Annotated in this window: 16 protein-coding genes; 8 read left to right on the plus strand and 8 right to left on the minus strand. The window is 59.5% G+C overall.

Features of this window, described 5'->3' with window-relative positions; translation table 11 throughout:
* Positions 1 to 3 precede the first annotated feature (3 nt).
* Positions 4 to 354, minus strand: a complete 351-nt coding sequence (locus tag ISN74_RS09205; protein WP_188799040.1) for a carboxymuconolactone decarboxylase family protein — start codon at positions 352 to 354, stop codon at positions 4 to 6.
* Positions 355 to 523: 169 nt separating this feature from the next.
* Between ISN74_RS09205 and ISN74_RS09210 the strand changes: the two genes are divergently transcribed.
* Entirely contained in the window at positions 524 to 2,596 is a 2,073-nt protein-coding gene (locus tag ISN74_RS09210) for a M13 family metallopeptidase (RefSeq protein ID WP_188799041.1), read from the plus strand.
* A 116-nt stretch (positions 2,597 to 2,712) separates the two neighbouring features.
* Here ISN74_RS09210 and ISN74_RS09215 read toward each other — a convergent pair whose 3' ends face one another.
* Both ISN74_RS09215 and ISN74_RS09220 read right to left on the minus strand, forming a co-directional pair.
* The gene (locus ISN74_RS09215) at positions 2,713 to 3,717 is read right to left on the minus strand and encodes a glycoside hydrolase family 16 protein (RefSeq protein ID WP_229679103.1); all 1,005 of its coding nucleotides are present in this window, start codon (positions 3,715 to 3,717) and stop codon (positions 2,713 to 2,715) included.
* A 125-nt stretch (positions 3,718 to 3,842) separates the two neighbouring features.
* A complete protein-coding gene (locus ISN74_RS09220; RefSeq protein ID WP_188799042.1) occupies positions 3,843 to 5,228 on the minus strand; it encodes an alkaline phosphatase family protein in 1,386 nt (461 codons plus the stop codon).
* A 178-nt stretch (positions 5,229 to 5,406) separates the two neighbouring features.
* Here ISN74_RS09220 and ISN74_RS09225 point away from each other — a divergent pair, with 178 nt between their 5' ends.
* Positions 5,407 to 6,531 (plus strand): calcium:cation antiporter, encoded by a 1,125-nt coding sequence (locus tag ISN74_RS09225; protein WP_188799043.1) that lies wholly within the window; start codon positions 5,407 to 5,409, stop codon positions 6,529 to 6,531.
* Between the two features lie 19 nt (positions 6,532 to 6,550).
* Here ISN74_RS09225 and ISN74_RS09230 read toward each other — a convergent pair whose 3' ends face one another.
* Complete coding sequence (locus ISN74_RS09230) at positions 6,551 to 7,915, minus strand: hypothetical protein (protein ID WP_188799044.1); 1,365 nt, start codon at positions 7,913 to 7,915, stop codon at positions 6,551 to 6,553.
* 152 nt (positions 7,916 to 8,067) lie between these two features.
* On the opposite strand from ISN74_RS09230, the gene ISN74_RS09235 reads away from it, so the two are divergent.
* Entirely contained in the window at positions 8,068 to 9,177 is a 1,110-nt protein-coding gene (locus ISN74_RS09235) for an S-(hydroxymethyl)glutathione dehydrogenase/class III alcohol dehydrogenase (protein WP_188799045.1), read from the plus strand.
* 17 nt (positions 9,178 to 9,194) lie between these two features.
* The gene (fghA, locus tag ISN74_RS09240) at positions 9,195 to 10,022 is read left to right on the plus strand and encodes an S-formylglutathione hydrolase (RefSeq protein WP_188799584.1); all 828 of its coding nucleotides are present in this window, start codon (positions 9,195 to 9,197) and stop codon (positions 10,020 to 10,022) included.
* A gap of 73 nt (positions 10,023 to 10,095) precedes the next feature.
* Here fghA and ISN74_RS09245 read toward each other — a convergent pair whose 3' ends face one another.
* Both ISN74_RS09245 and ISN74_RS09250 read right to left on the minus strand, forming a co-directional pair.
* Positions 10,096 to 10,581, minus strand: a complete 486-nt coding sequence (locus ISN74_RS09245) for a DUF2501 domain-containing protein (protein ID WP_188799046.1) — start codon at positions 10,579 to 10,581, stop codon at positions 10,096 to 10,098.
* Between the two features lie 85 nt (positions 10,582 to 10,666).
* The gene (locus tag ISN74_RS09250) at positions 10,667 to 11,608 is read right to left on the minus strand and encodes a winged helix-turn-helix domain-containing protein (protein WP_188799047.1); all 942 of its coding nucleotides are present in this window, start codon (positions 11,606 to 11,608) and stop codon (positions 10,667 to 10,669) included.
* Between the two features lie 175 nt (positions 11,609 to 11,783).
* On the opposite strand from ISN74_RS09250, the gene ISN74_RS09255 reads away from it, so the two are divergent.
* A complete protein-coding gene (locus ISN74_RS09255) occupies positions 11,784 to 12,455 on the plus strand; it encodes a YceI family protein (RefSeq protein WP_188799048.1) in 672 nt (223 codons plus the stop codon).
* 280 nt (positions 12,456 to 12,735) lie between these two features.
* Complete coding sequence (locus tag ISN74_RS09260; RefSeq protein ID WP_188799049.1) at positions 12,736 to 14,439, plus strand: NAD-dependent malic enzyme; 1,704 nt, start codon at positions 12,736 to 12,738, stop codon at positions 14,437 to 14,439.
* Positions 14,440 to 14,488: 49 nt separating this feature from the next.
* Here the strand turns inward: ISN74_RS09260 and ISN74_RS09265 are convergent, their stop codons facing one another.
* Complete coding sequence (locus ISN74_RS09265) at positions 14,489 to 15,808, minus strand: chloride channel protein (protein WP_203546731.1); 1,320 nt, start codon at positions 15,806 to 15,808, stop codon at positions 14,489 to 14,491.
* Between the two features lie 196 nt (positions 15,809 to 16,004).
* Between ISN74_RS09265 and ISN74_RS09270 the strand changes: the two genes are divergently transcribed.
* A complete protein-coding gene (locus tag ISN74_RS09270; RefSeq protein ID WP_188799050.1) occupies positions 16,005 to 17,720 on the plus strand; it encodes a lipase family alpha/beta hydrolase in 1,716 nt (571 codons plus the stop codon).
* A gap of 27 nt (positions 17,721 to 17,747) precedes the next feature.
* On the opposite strand, the gene ISN74_RS09275 is transcribed toward ISN74_RS09270, so the two are convergent.
* Positions 17,748 to 18,542 (minus strand): SDR family NAD(P)-dependent oxidoreductase, encoded by a 795-nt coding sequence (locus ISN74_RS09275; RefSeq protein WP_188799051.1) that lies wholly within the window; start codon positions 18,540 to 18,542, stop codon positions 17,748 to 17,750.
* Positions 18,543 to 18,780: 238 nt separating this feature from the next.
* Here ISN74_RS09275 and ISN74_RS09280 point away from each other — a divergent pair, with 238 nt between their 5' ends.
* A complete protein-coding gene (locus ISN74_RS09280; protein WP_188799052.1) occupies positions 18,781 to 19,380 on the plus strand; it encodes a DNA-3-methyladenine glycosylase in 600 nt (199 codons plus the stop codon).
* Positions 19,381 to 19,493 lie beyond the last annotated feature (113 nt).

Consider the following 19,493-nt stretch of genomic DNA (forward strand, 5'->3'; position numbering starts at 1 on the left):
CGCTTACGCCTTGCTTCCAGCTTCGTGAGCGCTGACCGCGTCCATCACTCGCGCCGAGTACACCAGCGCCGCACCAGCATTGAGTGCAATCGCCACGCCCAGCGCCTCGGCGATTTCCTCGTGCGTGGCGCCGTGTTTCAATGCTTCGCCGGTATGCACGGTGATGCAGCCGTCACAGCGGGTCGTCACCGCTACGGCCAGCGCGATCAGCTCGCGTGTCTTGGCATCCAGATGGCCGGTCTTCTGGCCTGCCTTGGACAAGGTCTGGTAACCGGCCACGGTATCGGGACTGAGCTTGCCGACTTCGCCAATGCGACCCATCAATTCTTTACGGTATTCCAGCCAATCCATCATCGGAGTTCTCCCGGTTGTTGGGCGATCATCATGCACCGCAAGTGTGCCCCGGACATAGCCCTTGTTCCCGCGCAGGTGCCGGCGATGGGCCAGAAGTCATGCCCATGGCGGCCCCAAATTGGGGCTGCATCGGATTATTGTTCCAAGATTCATTTTCTGGGGAAGGGCGATGCAAACGTTCCGACGAGTTCTTGCAATGGCTGTGCTGGGCGCGCTGGCCGTGGCAGCCGCCACACCTGCCGCGATCGCAGCAAATACCGTTGCCGATAACAGCGGCATTGATCTGAGTGGCATGGATCATGCGGTAAAACCGGGTGACGATTTCTTCAGCTATGCCAACGGCACCTGGGTGAAGAACACGCAGATTCCAGCAGATCGGTCCAGCACTGGTCCGACCCAGGATCTGGAGGAGTTGACCGAGCAACGCACGGCGGACCTGATCCGCAACATGGCCAAGACGCATCCGGCGCCAGGCAGCAACGATCGCAAGATTGCCGATTACTACACGGCTTTCATGAATGAAGCTGCGATTGAAAAGAATGGTCTTGCATCGCTGCAGCCGGAGCTTGATCGGATCGCGGCCATTCGCACGCGCGATGATCTGGCGCGCGTGCTGGGCGGCGAATTACGCGCCGACGTCGATCCGATCAACGCCACCAACTTCCAGACCGAAAACCTGTTCGGCTTGTTCGTGACTCAGGCGCTGGAGGATCCTGCGCACAACATGGCCTATCTGCTGCAGGGCGGACTGGCCATGCCGAGCCGCGATTACTATCTGTCGCAGGATTCGGACATGGCCGGGTTCCGTGCCAAGTATCAGGCCTATGTGACGTCGTTGCTGAAGCTGGCCGACACACCCGATGCCGAAGCGCAGGCCAAGGCGATCATCGCGCTGGAAACCAAGATCGCGCAGGCACAGGAGAACCTGGTCGATAGCGAAGATGTGCACAAGGCTTCTACCGTATGGAGCGCAGGCGAGTTTGCGCAGAAAGCGCCCGGCCTGAACTGGAACATCTATTTTCAGGCTGCGCACCTGGGTAACCAGAGGCAATTCGATCTGTGGCAGCCCGCCGGCATCATCGGCCTTGCCGCGCTGGTTGGCAGCGAGCCCATCGACGCCTGGAAGCAACTGCTGCGCTATCACGCGATCGACAACGCGGCATCGCTGCTGCCCAAGGCTTACGCCGATCTGCGTTTTGATTTCTACGGCACCACGCTGGAAGGAACACCACAGCAAACCGAGCGCTGGAAGCGCGCCGTGGACGCCGCCAGCGACGATCTGGGCGACGCGGTGGGGCAGGTATACGTAAAGCACTATTTCCCGCCGTCGTCCAAGGCCAAGGTGCAGGCGATGGTGAAGAACCTGCTCGCTACCTTCGACGAACGCATCGACACGCTGGCATGGATGACGCCAGCAACCCGCGCCAAGGCGAAGGAAAAGATTGCAACCCTGCGCGTGGGCGTGGGTTATCCGGATACCTGGCGTGACTACAGCACGCTGGTGATTCGTCCGGATGATGCGCTAGGCAACCACCAGCGTGCGATTGAGCTGCGCTTCCAATATGCACTGGCGAAACTGGGCAAACCCGTCGATCACGGCGAGTGGTGGATGACACCGCAGACCGTGGATGCGGTGAATTTGCCGTTGCAGAACGCGCTGAATTTCCCCGCGGCGATTCTGCAGCCACCCTTCTACGATCCGAATGCAGACGACGCAGCCAACTACGGTGCCACCGGCGCGACCATCGGCCACGAGATCAGTCACAGCTTCGACAACACCGGCGCTGACTTCAACGCGCAAGGCAAGCTGGAAAACTGGTGGACGCCGCAGGATGCAGCGCATTTCAAAGCCGATACGCAGAAGCTGGTTGAGCAGTACAACCATTACGAAGCCTTGCCCGGCCTGTTCGTCAACGGCCAGCAGACGCTAGGCGAGAATATCGCTGACGTGGCGGGTTTGGCCGTTGCTTATGCGGCTTATCACAAATCGCTGCATGGCAAACCGGCACCGGTCATCGATGGACTGACGGGTGATCAGCGTTTCTTCCTCGCTTATGCGCAGAGCTGGCGTGCCAAGACCCGCGATGCGGAATTGCGCCAGCGTCTTGCGACTGATGTGCATGCACCGGACAGCCTGCGTGCGCAGACGGTGCGGAATATCGATGGCTGGTATGACGCGTTCAAGGTGCAACCTGGCGAGAAGCTTTATCTGACGCCGGATAATCGGGTGAAGATCTGGTAGTAAGCACGCATTTGCTTCCTCCCCTACGTGCCATAGGGGAGGGAGTGTTTATGCAGGTTCGCGCATTACGTAACGAACCATCTCACTCAAATCCTTCCCAAAGCAGGTCGGGAAGCTCAACGGTTCGTATCCTGTTTGGCCGCATCAGCGGCCATCTCCGGCGGCGCGGGCACCTTCTTGCCATTGCCAGGCTTGGTCCATACCGCGACGTAATCCACCACCATCGGGTGGCCCGGTTCGGTTTCCGGTGTCGGCGTGGGTTTCCAGCCGGCCATCACGAATGAGAAGCCGCCGCCCACCGCGACATCGAGCAACATGAAGTAACCGCGCTGGTCGGTTAGCTCGTGCCAGGTTTCCGCGGACATCTGGTTCTCGGCCACCTGGTTGACTAACTGTCCATCCACGAACCAGCGCAATTGCTCCGGCGTGACGCTGCGGTTCCATTCGAAGGTAAACGTGTGCGGGCCGGAAGTGCAGGCTTCATGCGGGCAAGGCAGGCGGCTGCCGATGCCGATCGGTTCGGCACAAGGGCCGCCCGGATTGATACCGCAGTGCAGGATGCCCCACACCGCGTCAAGCCCGTTGACGCTCTCCATGATGTCGAATTCGCCGGATTCGGGCCATTTCCCGTTAGCGCGGAAGTTGCTGCCCAGCGCCCAGAACGCAGGCCAGTAACCCAACGCTCGCGGTCCGGTAATGTCCGGCATCTGGATGCGGGCTTCCATGCGCAACATGCCGCCTTCGGCGACGGTGAAGTCGTCACGAATGGTTTCGAGGCGCCCGGAAGTCCATTCGCCGTCCGCGCTGCGCTGCGGTGTGATCAGCAGGTGCCCTTTTCCGTCCAGGCGGATATTCGCCGGATCAGTCGTATAGCGTTCGATCTCGGACGTGCCCCAGTTGACTGGACCATTCGGGTACGAATGGCCGGTGTCGATGCGCCAGATGCTGGTTGATGGCAGCGTGCCTGCTTGCCCGGCGAAATTATCGCCCCAGGTAAGCACCCAGCCCGGCGGTGTGGGGATGTCAGTGGCGAGCGCGGGATGGGCAAAACCCGTCATACCCACCGAGATGGTCAGCGCTGCGACGGCAGCAGGGCGGGAGACGATTTTTTTAATCTGCATAAACTTCAGGCTGTCATGGGCCTTGAATACAAAGGCCAAAAAGCAAAAATTTGGGAAGCCCCGTGCGCATGTTTAATCAGTTCGGCACCGGGAAGCAAATCTGTAGTGACGGGATGGTCCTCCCGTCATGGCTGTAACACGTCTGTCAGCGGGGGCTGGTGCGCCGCAGGCAGCGAAATACCGAGAATTTTTGCGATGGTCGGCGCCACCTGCAAGTTGGTGATGTGGCCCAGGTCGACACCTTTCCGAATGTGCGCCCCCGAGGCGATGAAAAGCGCCTGCATATCCGGATTGGTGTTCAGGTAGCCGTGCGCGCCCCTGGCGGGATCGACGTCTTTCACAATGGGCGGCTCCGTGCCACCCGAGAAGGCATAGCCCGGTTTGGCGAGGAGATAGAGCTGGGGCGCCTGATCTGTGGTGCCGGCTGTGGGAAGCCCGAGCTTTGGCGCATCATCGGCCGTGTAGACCGCCGCGATACCGGGCTGGGTCTCGAAATAGGCTTTGAGCTTTGGTGTCAGCGTGGCGCGCTTGGACGGATTGCGAATAAACAGCGACGCCTCGCCGCCTTCGGGAAGAATCCATACATCGCCTTCGTAGCTTCCATTGCGCATCTGCAACAGACCTTGTTGCACCAATGCCACATTGGGGCGAATGGCGTGTGTGTAGTCCGTGAAGCCATGATCGGATGCAACGACGAAGGTGATGCGATCCAGAATGCCGGCCGTGCGTGCGGCATCGATCAGGCGTGCGATGCAGTTGTCCGCGTCGGCGAACGCGGCGTACCCCGCTGGCGACAGTGCACCGTATTGGTGTTGCAGCGTGTCGGTCTGAAGCAGATGGAACAGCAGCAGGTTGGGCGTGTGGTGGGTGAGGATGTCGATTGCGGCGTCAGTCCATACCTGGTCGTGCCAGGCTGCACTGCCGCCATCAAGGAAGCCGGTGACCTGCTCTGGCGTTACCTTTCCTTGCGCGATCAGATCCTGCGCAATCGGGCTGTTGATGTCCGGCTTTTCCGCGAATGCCCAGCGCACATTTTTCGCACCGTAGATGGCAACCCAGTCCACCTGTCCCGTACTCATGCCGCGTTCGGCCAGTGCGTCATAGAGCGTGGTGGCATGAACCAGTTGCTCTTTGGGAACCCAGGGCTTCACCGCCACTTCGCTGCCATCGGTGGGAAGCGTGATCAGGCCGTTGGCCATGACGTGATGTTCGGCAGCCGTGACGCCGGTGATCAGCGTGGTGTGGTTCGGCCACGTCACCGAAGGATTGATCGGCTGCATGGATTGCGCATAGGCACCCGCGGCCTGCAACTTGCGCAAGGTCGGCATGGGCAGGCGTGGATCGTCGAGGGCGCGGGCGGGAAAGCCATCGATGGTGATCAGCACCACGATCGGCCCGTGCGTGGCTGCCGTGCCGTCATTCGAAACGGCTGCTGCGTCGCTGGCGTGGGAGGTTGTGCTGCCGGCCAACAACGTGACCAGCAAAGATATGGAAAACAGGATTTTTTGCATGTGTCGCGGATGAAACGGGGCAGTGCCCGGACACTAGCACCCTTTTCGGATTAACCGCGATAAAGGCGGCAACCGCGGCCTTTGACACCATCCGGCCAGCTGCTTAACCTTGCGGCAGCCATCGCGCTTCCGGCCTGTATTTCCTGTAACGATCGCTTCGAGTGACGGAGGGAATGCCATGCAGACGACTGGTGTGTTGGCATGGGTCCGCAAAGAGCAGTTTCTCGGGCTCAGTATATTGACCACGATTGCCTTCTACGGCTTCGGCGACTCGATGTTCAGCGGGCTTTCCAGCCTGTATCGCCTTGCAGTGGTTTTCTTCTGGCTGTTTGCTGTGGTGCTGGGTTCTGCCCTGGCCGTGGTACGCCATGCCGAACATCTGGCGGTGCGATTGGGTGAGCCCTACGGGACGCTGATTCTCACGCTCTGCGTGACGTCCATCGAGGTGGTGAGCATCACTGCAATCATGCTGCATGGGGCTAACAACCCTACACTCGCGCGCGATACGTTGTTCGCTGTCACCATGATTGTCCTCAACGGCATGGTGGGACTTTCGCTGTTGCTGGGTGGCTGGCGCTATCGGGAGCAGTACTACAATCTGCAAGGCGCCAACACCTATCTGGGTGTGATTATTCCACTGGGCGTGCTGAGCCTCGTGTTGCCGAATTTCGTTTCCGCGCCGGCCGGTGATCCGATGCTGTCGATGCCGCAGAAGATCTTTGTGGCTACTGTGTCGTTAGGTCTTTATGTGGCTTTTCTGGCCTTGCAGTCCAGCAGGCATCGCATGTATTTCGCCGTTCAGGGTGATGTTGCCGCGGCCGGGCACGATGAGGTTGAAGGTTCGTCCGGCTCGCCCATGAGTCTGCACGTTACGCTGCTCGTGATCTACATGGCGCTGGTGGTGTATCTGGCTGAGAAACTGGCACCGCCGGTGGATTACGTAGTCGAGACGATGGGCAAGCCGGCAGCGCTGGCTGGATTGGTGATGGCGGTGCTGGTCGCCACGCCCGAAATCATCGGTGCCGTGCGCGCTGCGGGCACGAACAACCTGCAAAGATCCATGAACATCTTCCTCGGCTCGGTGCTATCGACGATCGGTCTGACCATTCCGGCCATCATCGTCATCAGCGAGTTGACACAACACCCGGTTCGCCTGGGGTTGGAACATACAGACCTGCTGCTGTTCGTGCTCACCCTGGTGTTATGCACGGTGACCTTTTCCAGCGGACGCACGAATGTCCTGCAAGGCGGTGTGCACCTGATCCTCTTTCTGGCCTATCTGTTTCTGATTTTCGAAGGTTAAGGTTGCCGAGGAAAAAGCGTCACGGTGATGCGCCGATCACGACGATATCTTCCTTGTGCAACACCCGGCCATTGCCGTCGCTGAAGGTGAGATGGTATTTGCCTGGACGCAGATAGAGATTGCCGGAAGGCGCGTCCTGATTGCTGGTGTATACGTTGATGCGATAGCCAGGATCGATCTGAGACACTCGATCCAGCATCAGGCGATCTGCGGGAATGGCATCGGGTCCCTCGTCACTGTAACGCGCCTCGATGAGGCAGGGGTAATCTCCCTGGCAGCGATCGGCACTGATGAAATACGGAACGCGCAGGCCGCCAAGGCTCAACCATTCGGGGCGGTCGCGATCGATTCTCTCTCTCGGGAAGAACACGCTCACATCGTAGTTTGAACGCAGCGTCCACGGCTTGCCGTCAGTATTGACAAATACAATGGGCGACGTTGGCTTCAGCGTTTTCATCACGGCGGTGTAATAAGGATGATCGCCACTGCTGGACGGGCGCGGATACAACATGGTCTGTTCGACCGACAGCATCGGCAGATGCGTGAGCCGGGAAAGGTGCTCGGCCATGGATGAACCATCCAGATAGACGCCCGACTTCACAATGTGGTCGTAGCCGGCATTGACCACCAACCGCGCCGCAGGATCTTTTTCGAATACCTGCTGATAAAGATTACTGGCCTGCTCGGTTTCGCGTACATCGGTATTGCCCGTTGGGGTGACTGCTTCATAGGCAACCACCTTGAAGCCAAGTTTGAGCGCGGTACGCACCATCTCCGCGTAGATCGGTTCCTCGGTATAGAAGCCGCTGTGGTCAGTGGGATAGCCACGTGTTGACAACCCAGTGTCGGAGGCAGATAGCGTCTCTGCGGCAAAGTAATCGAAGCCCTCCTGTCGCAGGCGGCTCAGCAACTGCACGGTCAGGCTGCGTGTGAGCGCCACGTTATGCGCTTCATTGAACAACACGATGCGATAGTTTTTTGCCAGCTCGGGAATCGCGTCGAGCGCGGGTTGCGCGGTATAGCCACTGTTGGCGGCAAGTGGCGAGGGATTGTCCTCGGGATCGGGCGGCTGCGAAACGGAGAAGGTGCGCACGGCATCGGGATAGTTGCCGAGAAAACTCAAGTACCAACTGATGTATTGGCCGAAGATCAGCTGGAAAGCTTTGGAGTGATCACTGTCGTAGGCATGATGCATGGCCAGGTACTGCGCCAATAGTCCCTCATGCTGCATGGCTTGGGCCATGATGCGATCGGATTTGTTGCCTGCCGCTTCTTGTTGCGCCTCCCATTCGGCTGCAGTCTGGGCATGTGCGGCCCATGGAAAGCAGGCAAGGCATGCCACGGCGAATGCGGTCATCCATCCGATTTTTGCATGTTCGCGCATGGCTCATCCCCGTACACGCTGAAGACACGCTACGCCAGTTGGATCGTTGCCGAAATGACCACTTTCGCTCCGCGTAAAGTAGCCATTTCCGGTGACACCTGCTCACAGATGTTAATCTTCGCGTTTACGTTGTATTGCTTTAGGAGAGCATCATGAAGTCACGCGCCGCCGTTGCCTTTGCGCCGGGCAAACCACTGGAAATCGTTGAGATCGACGTTGCGCCGCCGAAGGCGGGTGAGGTGCTGGTGAAGATCACCCACACCGGCGTGTGCCATACCGATGCATTCACGTTGTCGGGTGACGATCCGGAGGGCATCTTTCCGGCCGTGCTCGGACACGAAGGTGGCGGCATCGTGGTGGAAGTGGGTGAGGGTGTTACCACGCTGCAGCCCGGCGATCATGTGATTCCGCTGTACACGGCCGAATGCGGCAAGTGCAAGTTCTGCCTTTCCGGCAAGACCAACCTGTGCCAGGCCGTGCGCGCCACGCAGGGCAAGGGGCTGATGCCGGATGGCACCACACGCTTCTCCTACCAGGGCAAGCCGATCTACCACTACATGGGCACCAGCACCTTCAGCGAATACACCGTGGTGCCGGAAATTTCGCTGGCCAAGATCGATCCGCAGGCACCGCTGGAAAAGGTGTGTTTGCTGGGTTGCGGCGTCACCACCGGCATTGGCGCAGTGCACAATACGGCCAAGGTCGAACCCGGCGCAACGGTTGCAGTGTTCGGGCTGGGCGGCATTGGTCTGGCGGTGATCCAGGGGGCAGTACAGGCCAAGGCCGGACGCATCCTGGCGGTCGACACCAACCCAGCCAAGTTTGAATTGGCGCGAGCGATGGGCGCGACTGACTGCATCAATCCCAAGGATCACGACAAGCCGATCCAGGAAGTGATCGTCGAGATCACCGACGGCGGCGTTGACTACAGCTTTGAATGCATCGGCAATGTGGACGTGATGCGCGCGGCGCTGGAGTGCTGTCACAAGGGCTGGGGCGAAAGCATCATTATCGGCGTGGCCGGAGCGGGCAAGGAGATCCGCACCCGTCCGTTCCAGCTTGTCACTGGCCGTGTATGGCGTGGCAGTGCGTTCGGCGGCGTGAAAGGTCGCACTCAGTTGCCAGGCATGGTGCAGCAGGCGATGCGCGGTGAGATCCATCTCGATCCGTTCATCACGCACACCCTGCCGCTCGATCGCATCAACGAAGCCTTCGATCTGATGCACGAAGGCAAGTCGATCCGCACGGTTATCCACTTCTGAGCACAACGATCATGCAGTTGGAACGTATCGAGCACCGCGCCTGCTTCGGTGGTTGGCAGGATGTCTATCGCCATCGCTCCGCGGCCCTCGATTGCAACATGCAGTTTGCGGTCTATCTGCCGCCGCAAGCCGCGAGCAGGGTGGTGCCCGTGCTGTACTGGCTTTCCGGCCTGACCTGCACCGAGCAGAACTTCATCACCAAAGCCGGAGCGCAGCGCTATGCCGCCGAACACGGCGTGGCGCTGGTAGTGCCGGATACCAGTCCGCGTGGTGACGATGTCGCGGATGTGGATAGCTACGACCTGGGCAAAGGCGCTGGGTTCTATCTCAACGCCACGCAGGCACCGTGGTCGCAGCACTACCGCATGTATGACTATGTTGCCCAGGAACTCCCTGCGTTGATTGAAGCGCGGTTTCCCGTGACCGACGCACGTGCGATCAGCGGCCATTCCATGGGCGGTCATGGCGCATTGAGCGTTGTGCTGAAAAACCCGGGGCGTTATCGCAGTGTCTCGGCGTTTTCGCCCATCGTCGCGCCCAGTCACGTACCGTGGGGCGAAAAAGCGTTCTCGGCTTATCTGGGCGACCACCGTGAAACGTGGAAAGCCTATGACGCCACCGAGTTGGTGAAGGCGGCAAGCGAAAGGCTACCACTGCTGATCGATCAGGGCGAGGCGGATGAATTCCTGCACACACAGCTGAGGCCTGATCTGTTCAAGGCGGCAGCCGATGCGGCGGATTATCCCATTACATTACGTATGCAGCCCGGATACGACCACAGCTATTACTTCGTGGCGAGTTTTATTGGCGAGCATGTTGCGCATCACGCCAAGGCGCTTTTGTAGGTTGAGGGGATACCCAACCCGCATGCTTCGTGCCGGATCGACCAGGGTGCCGATCCGGCACATGTGACGCATATCAATGCCCCAGCAATCCGCCCAACTTGCTTCCGGATGATGACCCGCCGCCCACGAGCGACTTGCCCTGGTTGAGCACGACGCCGCAGGCCTTGGTGGTGAGCTTGGACTTCATGTCGCTATTGCCGCCGCCGATGCTGTTCAGGTCGGTTTTCTGGCCGTCTTTGCCTTGCAGGATGCCGCTCGCACCATTCTGGTAGTCAGAGTTACTGCCGCCGCCCTGGGTTTTGCCAAGCAGCTTGCCGGCGATGCCCGAGGCACCCGAGTCGCCGCCGAGATAATTGTTCTTGACGCAGTACTGCAGGATGCCGGCCACGTTCCCCGTGCTGCCGGAAGTGCCGCCGCCAGGGAGCATGTTGCCCAGGCTGCTGCCACCCAGCTTACCGCCGAGACTGCCCAGATCCTGCGCGCTTGCCGCGCTGCCGGCGAAGCCGAGGATCATGGCTGCTGCGCAGGCCGTTGCGATACCGCCGATTCGGGTCTTCATGAGCGCATCTCCTTATGGAAGTGTGCGCATTCAACAACGAAGCCCGTTACGGTTATGTCAGGGTGACCCGTGGCAGCTGAATGGCCTAGTGGATGGAGCCTTTCAATGCTTTGGCGACTTCGCTGGCGATATCGTCCTGGATCATCAGCTTGTCGTCCCAGGAGCGATCGTAGGTCTGCGACCACACGACGAAACCATCATCGGCACGAACCAATCGTGCTGCCACTCGCAGCGTATTACCGGACTTGCGCACGCTGCCATCCAGCAAATAGGCCACATCGAGCGCCTTGGCGATCTGGGCGACGGTGACCTGCTTGCCCTTGAAGTAGAACGATGACGTGGGCGAGGCGACGTGCAGCTCCCTTGATTGGCTCAGTTTGTCGATCAGCTCTTCCGTCATGCCATCTGCAAACGGTTCCTCGTTCATGGCATCGGTCATATCCAGGAAGGGCAGCACGGCAATGGATCGTGGATCCGGTGCGGGAGCGGTGACTGCCGTCGATGATTCGAGCGGATGCGGCCGGGTCACAAAGTAGAAGGCGATGCAGGCGACAACTAGCAGGCCGCCAATCATCAGCAGCCTGAGGTAGAGGCGGCGCGAGCCGGAATGGGGTGCTGCCGTTTCGCGTTGCGGCACGAAGTCCTCATTGGCCGCCGAAAGCGCAGCCGCGGACGATACCGGCATATCGCCGGTACTGACCGGGGCGACCATGCGGTAGCCTCGCCGCGGCACCGTAGCGATGTAGACGGGTTGCTTGGGATCATCGCCGAGCAGGCGACGCAGCGATGTTACCGCTTGGTAGACCGAGTCGGGCGTCACCACCACGCCTTGCCACACCTGTTCCAGCAAATCGTCGATGCTGACCACATGATCGGCATTCTCGGCCAGACACAGCAACAACCGCATGGTGCGTGCTTCCAGGCGGACGGTCTCGCCATCGCGCGTCATCTGACCTGACAAGGGGCTGACAACCCAGTCGCCGATGCGCAAGGTGGCCTTGGACGATTGATCCAGCCCGGATGACATATAAACCTTTGTTTGTATAGGCGAACGGTTCGCCCTGAGATCTTCGCATCTGGTTCTGCGTGCGGCAACTACGCGTGCGATTCAGAGATCTTCAGGGTATTTCAGGCTCCGTTTCAGGACTTCCTGCGGTAGCACTCGCAGAGTGACGGCTGTTCACACCACAGGAGTTGCCCGCATGATCCGCCGTCTGGTTTTCGCCGCATCGCTGATGCTCGCTTGTGCGCCGCTATACGCCACCACCTACATTATTGAGCCGCAACATAGCGAAGGCATCATTCGCTGGAGCCACCTGGGCTTCTCCAACCCTACGGCGCAGTTCACCATGGTCGAAGGCTCGCTGGATTTTGACCCGGCCGATCCGACGCGCGCATCGGTTTCGGCCACCATCAAGCTCGCCAACCTCAGCAGCGGTGTGCCGGACCTGGACGACAATTTCCATTCGGTGGATTTCTTCGATGTTGCCAAATACCCGACGGCCATCTTCAAGAGTACCCGGGTCGAGCGCGGCAGTGCGCCCGACAAACTGAAGGTAACGGGCAACCTGACCGTCCATGGTGTGACCAGGCCGATCATGCTCGATGTCACCATCAACAAGGTCGGCACGAATATCCGCGACAACTTGCCCAATGTGGGCTTCGATGCGACCACCACCTTCAATCGCTCCGACTTCGGCCTGGGCTTGTACGTGCCGCAGGTGAGCGATGAGATAAGCATCCACATCACCTGCCAGGCGGATGAGGCGAAGGGATATGTGAAGCTGTTGAAGGAAGAGGCCGATGCAGCTGCCAGCGATGCCAAGGTGGCGGCGAAGAAAGCGACAGATGCGGCGGCGACTGTGCAGCCGTAGTTTCGGCTGTTGCACTAACAAGACTCATTATTGCGTCAAATCTACACACCCGTCGTCCCGGCGAAGGCCGGGACCCAGTGTCTTTGTGCACTCGTTAAGTCGCTGGGTCCCGGCCTTCGCCGGGACGACGGGTATAGTTTTTCGCAAATTGATTAATGCAAGGGATTACGACACGTCAAGAAAATTTTCCGATTAGCCATTGACCAACACGTGATACACCGCCGTAACACGAAAAGGTGTTTAATGATGCAAGGGGAGGCTAATCAGGAGAACAGCTGTCATGACTGAAGTGGTTGCATCGGAATGGGAAACGCCTCTCAAAACGCATCTTACCGGCTTCGATCTTGTTACCAAGCCGATGTTGAACAAGGGCTTGGCCTTCAGTCTGCACGAACGCGACGTGTTTCGTTTGAATGGTTTGCTTCCGCCTCATGTCGCCACGATCGAGGAACAGGCTGAGCGCCGCTTGCGCGTGCTGCGCGCCTTCAGTACCGACTTTGAGCGCTACGCTTTTCTGCGCGACCTGCAGGACACCAACGAAACCCTTTTCTATGCCGTGCTGGTGCGGCATATCGAAGAATTGCTACCGCTGGTCTACACGCCCACGGTGGGCGAGGGCTGTCAGCATTTCAGCGAGATCTGGCGCAAGCCGCGCGGCCTGTTTCTGAGCTATCCCAACAAGGGGCGTATTCGCGAAATTCTGGCCGATCCGCGCTATGACCGCGTGCGGGTGATTGTAGTCAGTGACGGTGAGCGCATTCTGGGGCTTGGCGACCAGGGTGCCGGTGGCATGGGCATTCCGATCGGTAAGCTTTCTCTGTACACCGGATGTGCGGGTATTCATCCGGATCTGACGCTGCCTATCCTGCTGGATGTGGGCACCAACAATCGTGAGCGCCTGAACAATCCGCTTTATATCGGCTGGCGTCATGAGCGCATCGTGGGTGCTGAATACGATGCGTTTGTCGAAGAATTTGTCAGCGCCGTGATCGAGCGTTGGCCGAATGTGCTGCTGCAATGGGAAGACTTTGCCGGTTCGAATGCCAGCCGCTTGCTGGCCAAATACCGTGATCGTCTGTGCACGTTCAACGACGACATCCAGGGCACCGCTGCGATTGCCGCGGGGACTTTGCTGGCTGCCGTCAACGTGACTGGCATCAAGTTGACCGAACAGCGCATTGCCGTGCTGGGTGCGGGTTCGGCCGGTTGCGGCATCTCCGCGCTGTTACTGCGCGCCATGGTGGATGCCGGTCTCAGTGAAGAGGAAGCTCGCGCTGCGTTTTACCTGGTTGATCGCAACGGTTTGCTGGTCGATGGCATGGAGGGCATCACGCCCGCACAAACGCCTTTCGTGCAGAAACGCGAAGCGATCAGCGACTGGGTACTGGATGAGCCGGGAGATATCGGCCTGTTGGAAGTGGTGCGCAATGCCAAGCCAACGGTACTGATTGGTGTCTCCGGCCAAGCAGGCGCATTTACCGAGCAAGTCGTGCGCGCGATGGCGGAGGGCGTCGAGCATCCCGTTATTTTCCCGCTGTCCAATCCAACCTCACGCAGCGAGGCCGTGCCGCAGCAGGTCATGGAGTGGACGAACGGACGTGCCTTGATCGGTACGGGCAGTCCGTTTTCCCCGGTGCAGTGGCAGGGCAAGGATATTCCGGTCGACCAGACCAACAACTCCTACATTTTCCCTGGCGTTGGCCTTGGCGTGTTGGCGGTGAACGCAAAGCGTGTAACGGATGCCATGTTTATGGTCGCCGGCAAGGTGGTGGCTGCCATGTCGCCGACCGTGAAGGATCGTAATGCGCGCTTGCTTCCGCCGGTGGATCAACTGCGTGAGGTATCACTTGCGGTGGCGAAAGCCGTGGCGATTCAGGCGCAGGCAGACGGTGTGGCGGAATCCTGCGATCAGGCGACGCTCGACCAACGTTTGAAATCACTGGTGTGGGAGCCGACGTATCGCCCTTACGAGCTTGTGAAGTGACAACAGGGCACGTGCAGGATACCTGATGGCTACACAACGTGACGCTGCATTACTCTTTATGTAGCGTCATGGATGGCGTATGTATCTTGTCGAAGCGCCGGATGCATATGCGTAGCGCTGCGCTGGATCCAGCCACAGCGAAGACCACCGGAAACAAGTAATCGTGATCGACGCGCGTAAGCTCGACTGCCATCACGATGGCGGTGATCGGCATGCGCATGGATGCCGCGAGAAAAGCAGCAGCGCCGACGATGGCGTAGGCACCCGGTGGTACGACAGGGAAAGCATGGTTCCACAAACCGCCCATGACGATGGCCAGCATGGCACCCAGCGACATGCCCGGCGTCAGTAATCCACCGCCTGCGCCAGCACGCAGACAGATCAGCATGGCAAGCGCTTTCAGGATCAGCAGGATGGCAGCCATCTGCAAGCTGACACCGTCGTTGAAACCCAACTGGATGGGTCCTTTGCCGTTGCCGAGCAATTGCGGATAGAAAATGGCCGCCAGGCCGATCAGGAGAAACGCCAGCAGGCAACTTGGCAGCAAACGCCAGTCGCGTGGCGCATGGCTGCGTGCCATGTTGACCAGACGCGAAAACCCGTAGGCCGCAAAGCCGAAAATCGGCCCGATCAGCATCGACCAGGCCATCAGCGAATCGCTCAGTTCAAACGTCGGCACAGTGTACTGCGCATCGTTGCCGAGTCCGATCCAGGCGACCGTGGCGGCAATCACGGACGTGAGCAGGGCAGGGATGGCCGCCGCCGTGGTGAAGGTGCCGAGCAACACCTCCAGCACAAACAGCGTGCCACTCAGCGGTACGTTATAGACCGCAGCCAGGCCGGCGCCCGCGCCGCAGGCAACCATCACGCGGCTTTCTTGCGGCGTCAGTCCGATGCGGTGCGACAGCCAGCCTGCAAGCGTGGCGCCGACTTCCCTGGGCGCACCCTCGCGGCCAAGCGGCGATCCCAGGCCGACGGTGATGATTTGCAGCAACGCATTCACCACTGTCGAAACAACCGGTGTGCGCGGGTCATCTGATTTCAATGCTTTGTCGACGCTGACCAGTGGCTTGCCAAACCGGTACATCGCCCACCAGCCCAATCCTGCAACGACGCTGCAGACCAACAACGCTTCGATGCGCCGTTCAGGCGTGGAGTTGGTGACGCCCTGCAGAAAACTCTGCGTACTGAGCAAGCGATGCATGCTGTAGCCATAGGCCACATGCTGGATGTAATGCAGCAGTAGCCCCAGACACATGCCTCCCGCGCCCGCAACGACACCCACGCACACGGTGACCGCCATCAAGATGGGCATGGCCGTGCGGCGTTGCGGCAAGCTTGCTTCCAGGGGCGATGTTGCGTCTGTCACGATGCTGGCTTCCTGTCGCCGTTCTTGCTGGTCGTGACGTTCGCATAAATGTTTTGGCAAAACAATCGATTATCGCGTTCATTTCGCCTATAACGATGGGTGGCGGCACACGTCGCGATCAGCTCGTCTGCCGCCGGGAAAAAGTGACATCATGGATGGCCCGTGGCGTATCCACCGCTGCATGAGGTTCAGCCGCATGTCGTGTCGTACGCAGTGCTCGCGTATCTGCTCAGGCTTGCTGTTGCTGGCTGCATTGTTGTTGCTGCACGCGTGCACCACCTTTGCGCCTTCTGCCCGGATGCCCGGCAATTATTCCGGTTTGTCTGCCAAGGATGCATTGCACAAGGCGCAAGAGTGGGCTGCCCGTGCACCGAACCAGATGGACGATGGCATGCGTGCCGACGCCTGGCTAAACTGCGGCGTGCTGGCCCATGACGCCATGGTGGCGACACAGGAAGCGGATGAGATTGCCGCGGCATCCTTGGCGACGCGTTGCAGTCGCGCGTATATCGAGATGATGTCGCAAGGGACGACCTTGAACGTGCATGCCGGTCAGATGACCTTGAACGGCCGCATTATCGAGGTGCAGTTTCGTCGCTTGCCAGATAGCCTCGGCGATCACCTGCATCTGGAATTGGCCGATGGTCTGACGATGCAGGTGCTGGATGGTGTACGACATCGGCAACCGGGGTTTGGCGTTCCAGTTGTCGCAGCTGCACCGCCATGCATGCATAGCGCGATCTGTACGCTGTATCCACCGGAAGGTGTCTTCCGGCCTGCGACCGTTTGGCTGGAGGGCGAGCCGGGCGCCCTGCATCATGACGAAGAGCCAGTACTGGTTGTGCAAAATCCGACAGCCCAACCCGTACACGCAGTGGGTAACGCCAACTATCAGCTCGCCGAGGACCTTTCAGCACCCTATGAGCAGTTGCTTGAGCGCAGCAAACTGCGGCGGCTTGGATGGTGGGGGTTGATTGGCGGTCAGGCTATTGGCCGACGTTCGGGGTTGTTCCTGCTGGAAGATTACGACCCGACAAAAACGCCAGTGATCATGATTCATGGGCTTGGCAGCAGCCCCATTATCTGGGCGCGGTTGAGCAATGCCATCCTCGGCGATCCTGATTTGAATCGCCGTTATCAGATCTGGCACATGGTCTATCAAACCAATGCGCCGTTGCTGGTTGAGCGTTATCGCGTTCAGCGTTATCTCGACACGGCGTGGAAGATTCTGGACCCTGCCGGCAATGCGCCAGCCAGGCAAGGCGTGGTGTTGATAGGGCACAGCATGGGTGGCGTGATCGCCCGGTTGCTATGCGCACAAAGCACGCCCGCGTTGTGGAATGCAGCGTTTACCGTGCCCTTTGACCGCCTGCATGGAAGTGCAGAGGATCTGGCGTTGCTCAAGAACGTTTTTGATTTCAAGCCTTATGCGGGGATAGACGAACTTGTTTTCATGGCATCCCCTCAACATGGCAGTCCCGTGGCGGGCGATTGGTTCGGCCGGTTGGCGCAGGATCTGGCGTGGCGTCACATTCCGGAGATGGACAGGCTGGAGCGGATCAGCGATGAAAACCCAGGCGCCGTGCAGGCCGGGCTGATTTCCGGTACCTACCGCATCAGTCATCTGAGCAGCGTGACCAGCCTGATACCGGATGAGCCGGTTTCGGCGGTGGACGAAACGCTGATGCCGGCTGCGGGTGTGCGCTATCACAACATTGCCGGCTCACTGCCGGGCGAACATCCGCCTAGCGATGGCTATGTGCCGTTGAGCAGTGCCGTGCTGCCTGGTGCGGCATCGACGCTGATCGTGGATGCGGATCACCACAGCGTGCCACGCGATCCGAAGGCAATTGCAGCCGTGCTGGCCATTCTTCGCCAGCACGATGTGTCATCCGCTGCAAACCTGCCATAGAAGAGGGCAGTCGCTGGCTACGCTAAATCAGACGATCGAACGCACCACGCCGCCATCCACACGCATGGCAGCACCCGTAGTGGCCGAGGCTTGCTCCGAGGCGAGATACACGCACATGTTGGCAACTTCTTCCACCGTGGCCAATCGCTTGATCACTGTAGACGGACGATGCGTCGCAATGAAGTCACGTTCGACGTCCTGCTGCGAGATACCTTTGTCGGCCGCGATCTTGCCGAAGAAATCACCCACGCCTTCCGAGCGCGTCGGACCGGGCAGCACGGCATTGACGGTCACGCCGGTACCGGCAAGCGTTTCGGCCAGGCCGCGCGATACGGCGAGCTGTGCAGTCTTGGTCATACCGTACTGGACCATCTCGGCCGGAATCTGCACGCCGGATTCGCTGGAAATGAACTGGATACGGCCCCAGCCGCGCTTGGCCATGCCCTGCGCGTAATGGCGCGACAGGCGCACGCCACTCATGACGTTGACTTCGAAGAAGCGCAGCCAGTCTTCGTCCGGAATATCGAAAAACGCTTTCGGCTCGAAGATGCCGAGATTGTTGATCAGGATATCCGCCTCCGGCACCTGCTTGATCAGATGCTCGGCGCCTTCCTGCGTGCCCAGATCGCCGGCAACGCCGCTCAAGCTTGCGCCGGATACGTCCTTGGCGATGGCTGCGAGCGCTTCATCCACGCGGGCCTGCGTACGGCCTGTAACGACCACGTGCGCGCCGGTAGCGGCAAGGCCGCTGGCAATAGCGAGGCCGATGCCGGCGGTCGAGCCGGTGACGATGGCGCGGCGATTCTTGAGATGGATCTGCATGATGTACTCCAGCAACTCAGGTAAGCGAAGTGCTTCGAGTTGGCGTCGAACCGGACGGGTTCAAGCCGGTGGCATTGTCCGATGCTACAGAAAGCTTGCCTGATCAAGCGTGGAATTTATGTTTCGCAGTGTCTTGCCACGGCAAGCCGGTAACGGTCCAGGCTATGACATGGCTCAGCGAGCATTTGCCAACCATTCCAAAAGAGCCATTGCCGCTCGTTGCGGGTAAGCTCCACTCATGAACGTTTGGTCTGACACCGGAGCTGTACTGCCCAGGGCATTTTATCGACGCGATCCGTTGGTGCTGGCGCCCCTCTTGTTGAACAAGGTACTGGTGTGCCGTCACGACGGCCGTGCCGGCCGCATCGTGGAAGTCGAGGCTTACCACGGCAGCGATGATCCCGCCGCACACTCGTATCGTGGCAAGACGCGGCGCAACGCGGTGATGTTCGGTCCGGTCGGGCATTTGTACGTGTACTTTACCTACGGCATGCATTGGTGCGGCAATGTCGTCTGCGGCGACGACGGGAATGGATGGGCCGTGTTGATCCGTGCACTGCAGCCCGTGGCCGGCCTTGACCTGATGTATGCCGCTCGCTCCAGGGCAAAGAACGATCGACAGCTATGCAATGGACCGGCACGTCTCGCTCAGGCGATGAGCATCAATGGTGCACAGGATGGTGGGGATCTTGTGAATGGCGACGCCTATGTCTTGGTCGATGATGGTACGCCTGCACCGAAACGGCCCGTGCAGACGACGCGCATTGGCCTCAGCAAGGCGGCGGAATATCCATGGCGCTGGTATGTGGCTGACAGCCCGTATATTTCCAAAAAATGACGCGCCTGAATGTCTCATATGCTTATGGCATGCAGTCATGATTCGCGATTGCATATAGGGCGCTTATAAATTTCGTGTTCGAAAAAAGCGCGACTTTGCTTAACCCAATACGA

The sequence above is a fragment of the Dyella caseinilytica genome, from assembly GCF_016865235.1.
Classification (GTDB): Bacteria; Pseudomonadota; Gammaproteobacteria; order Xanthomonadales; family Rhodanobacteraceae; genus Dyella_B; species Dyella_B caseinilytica.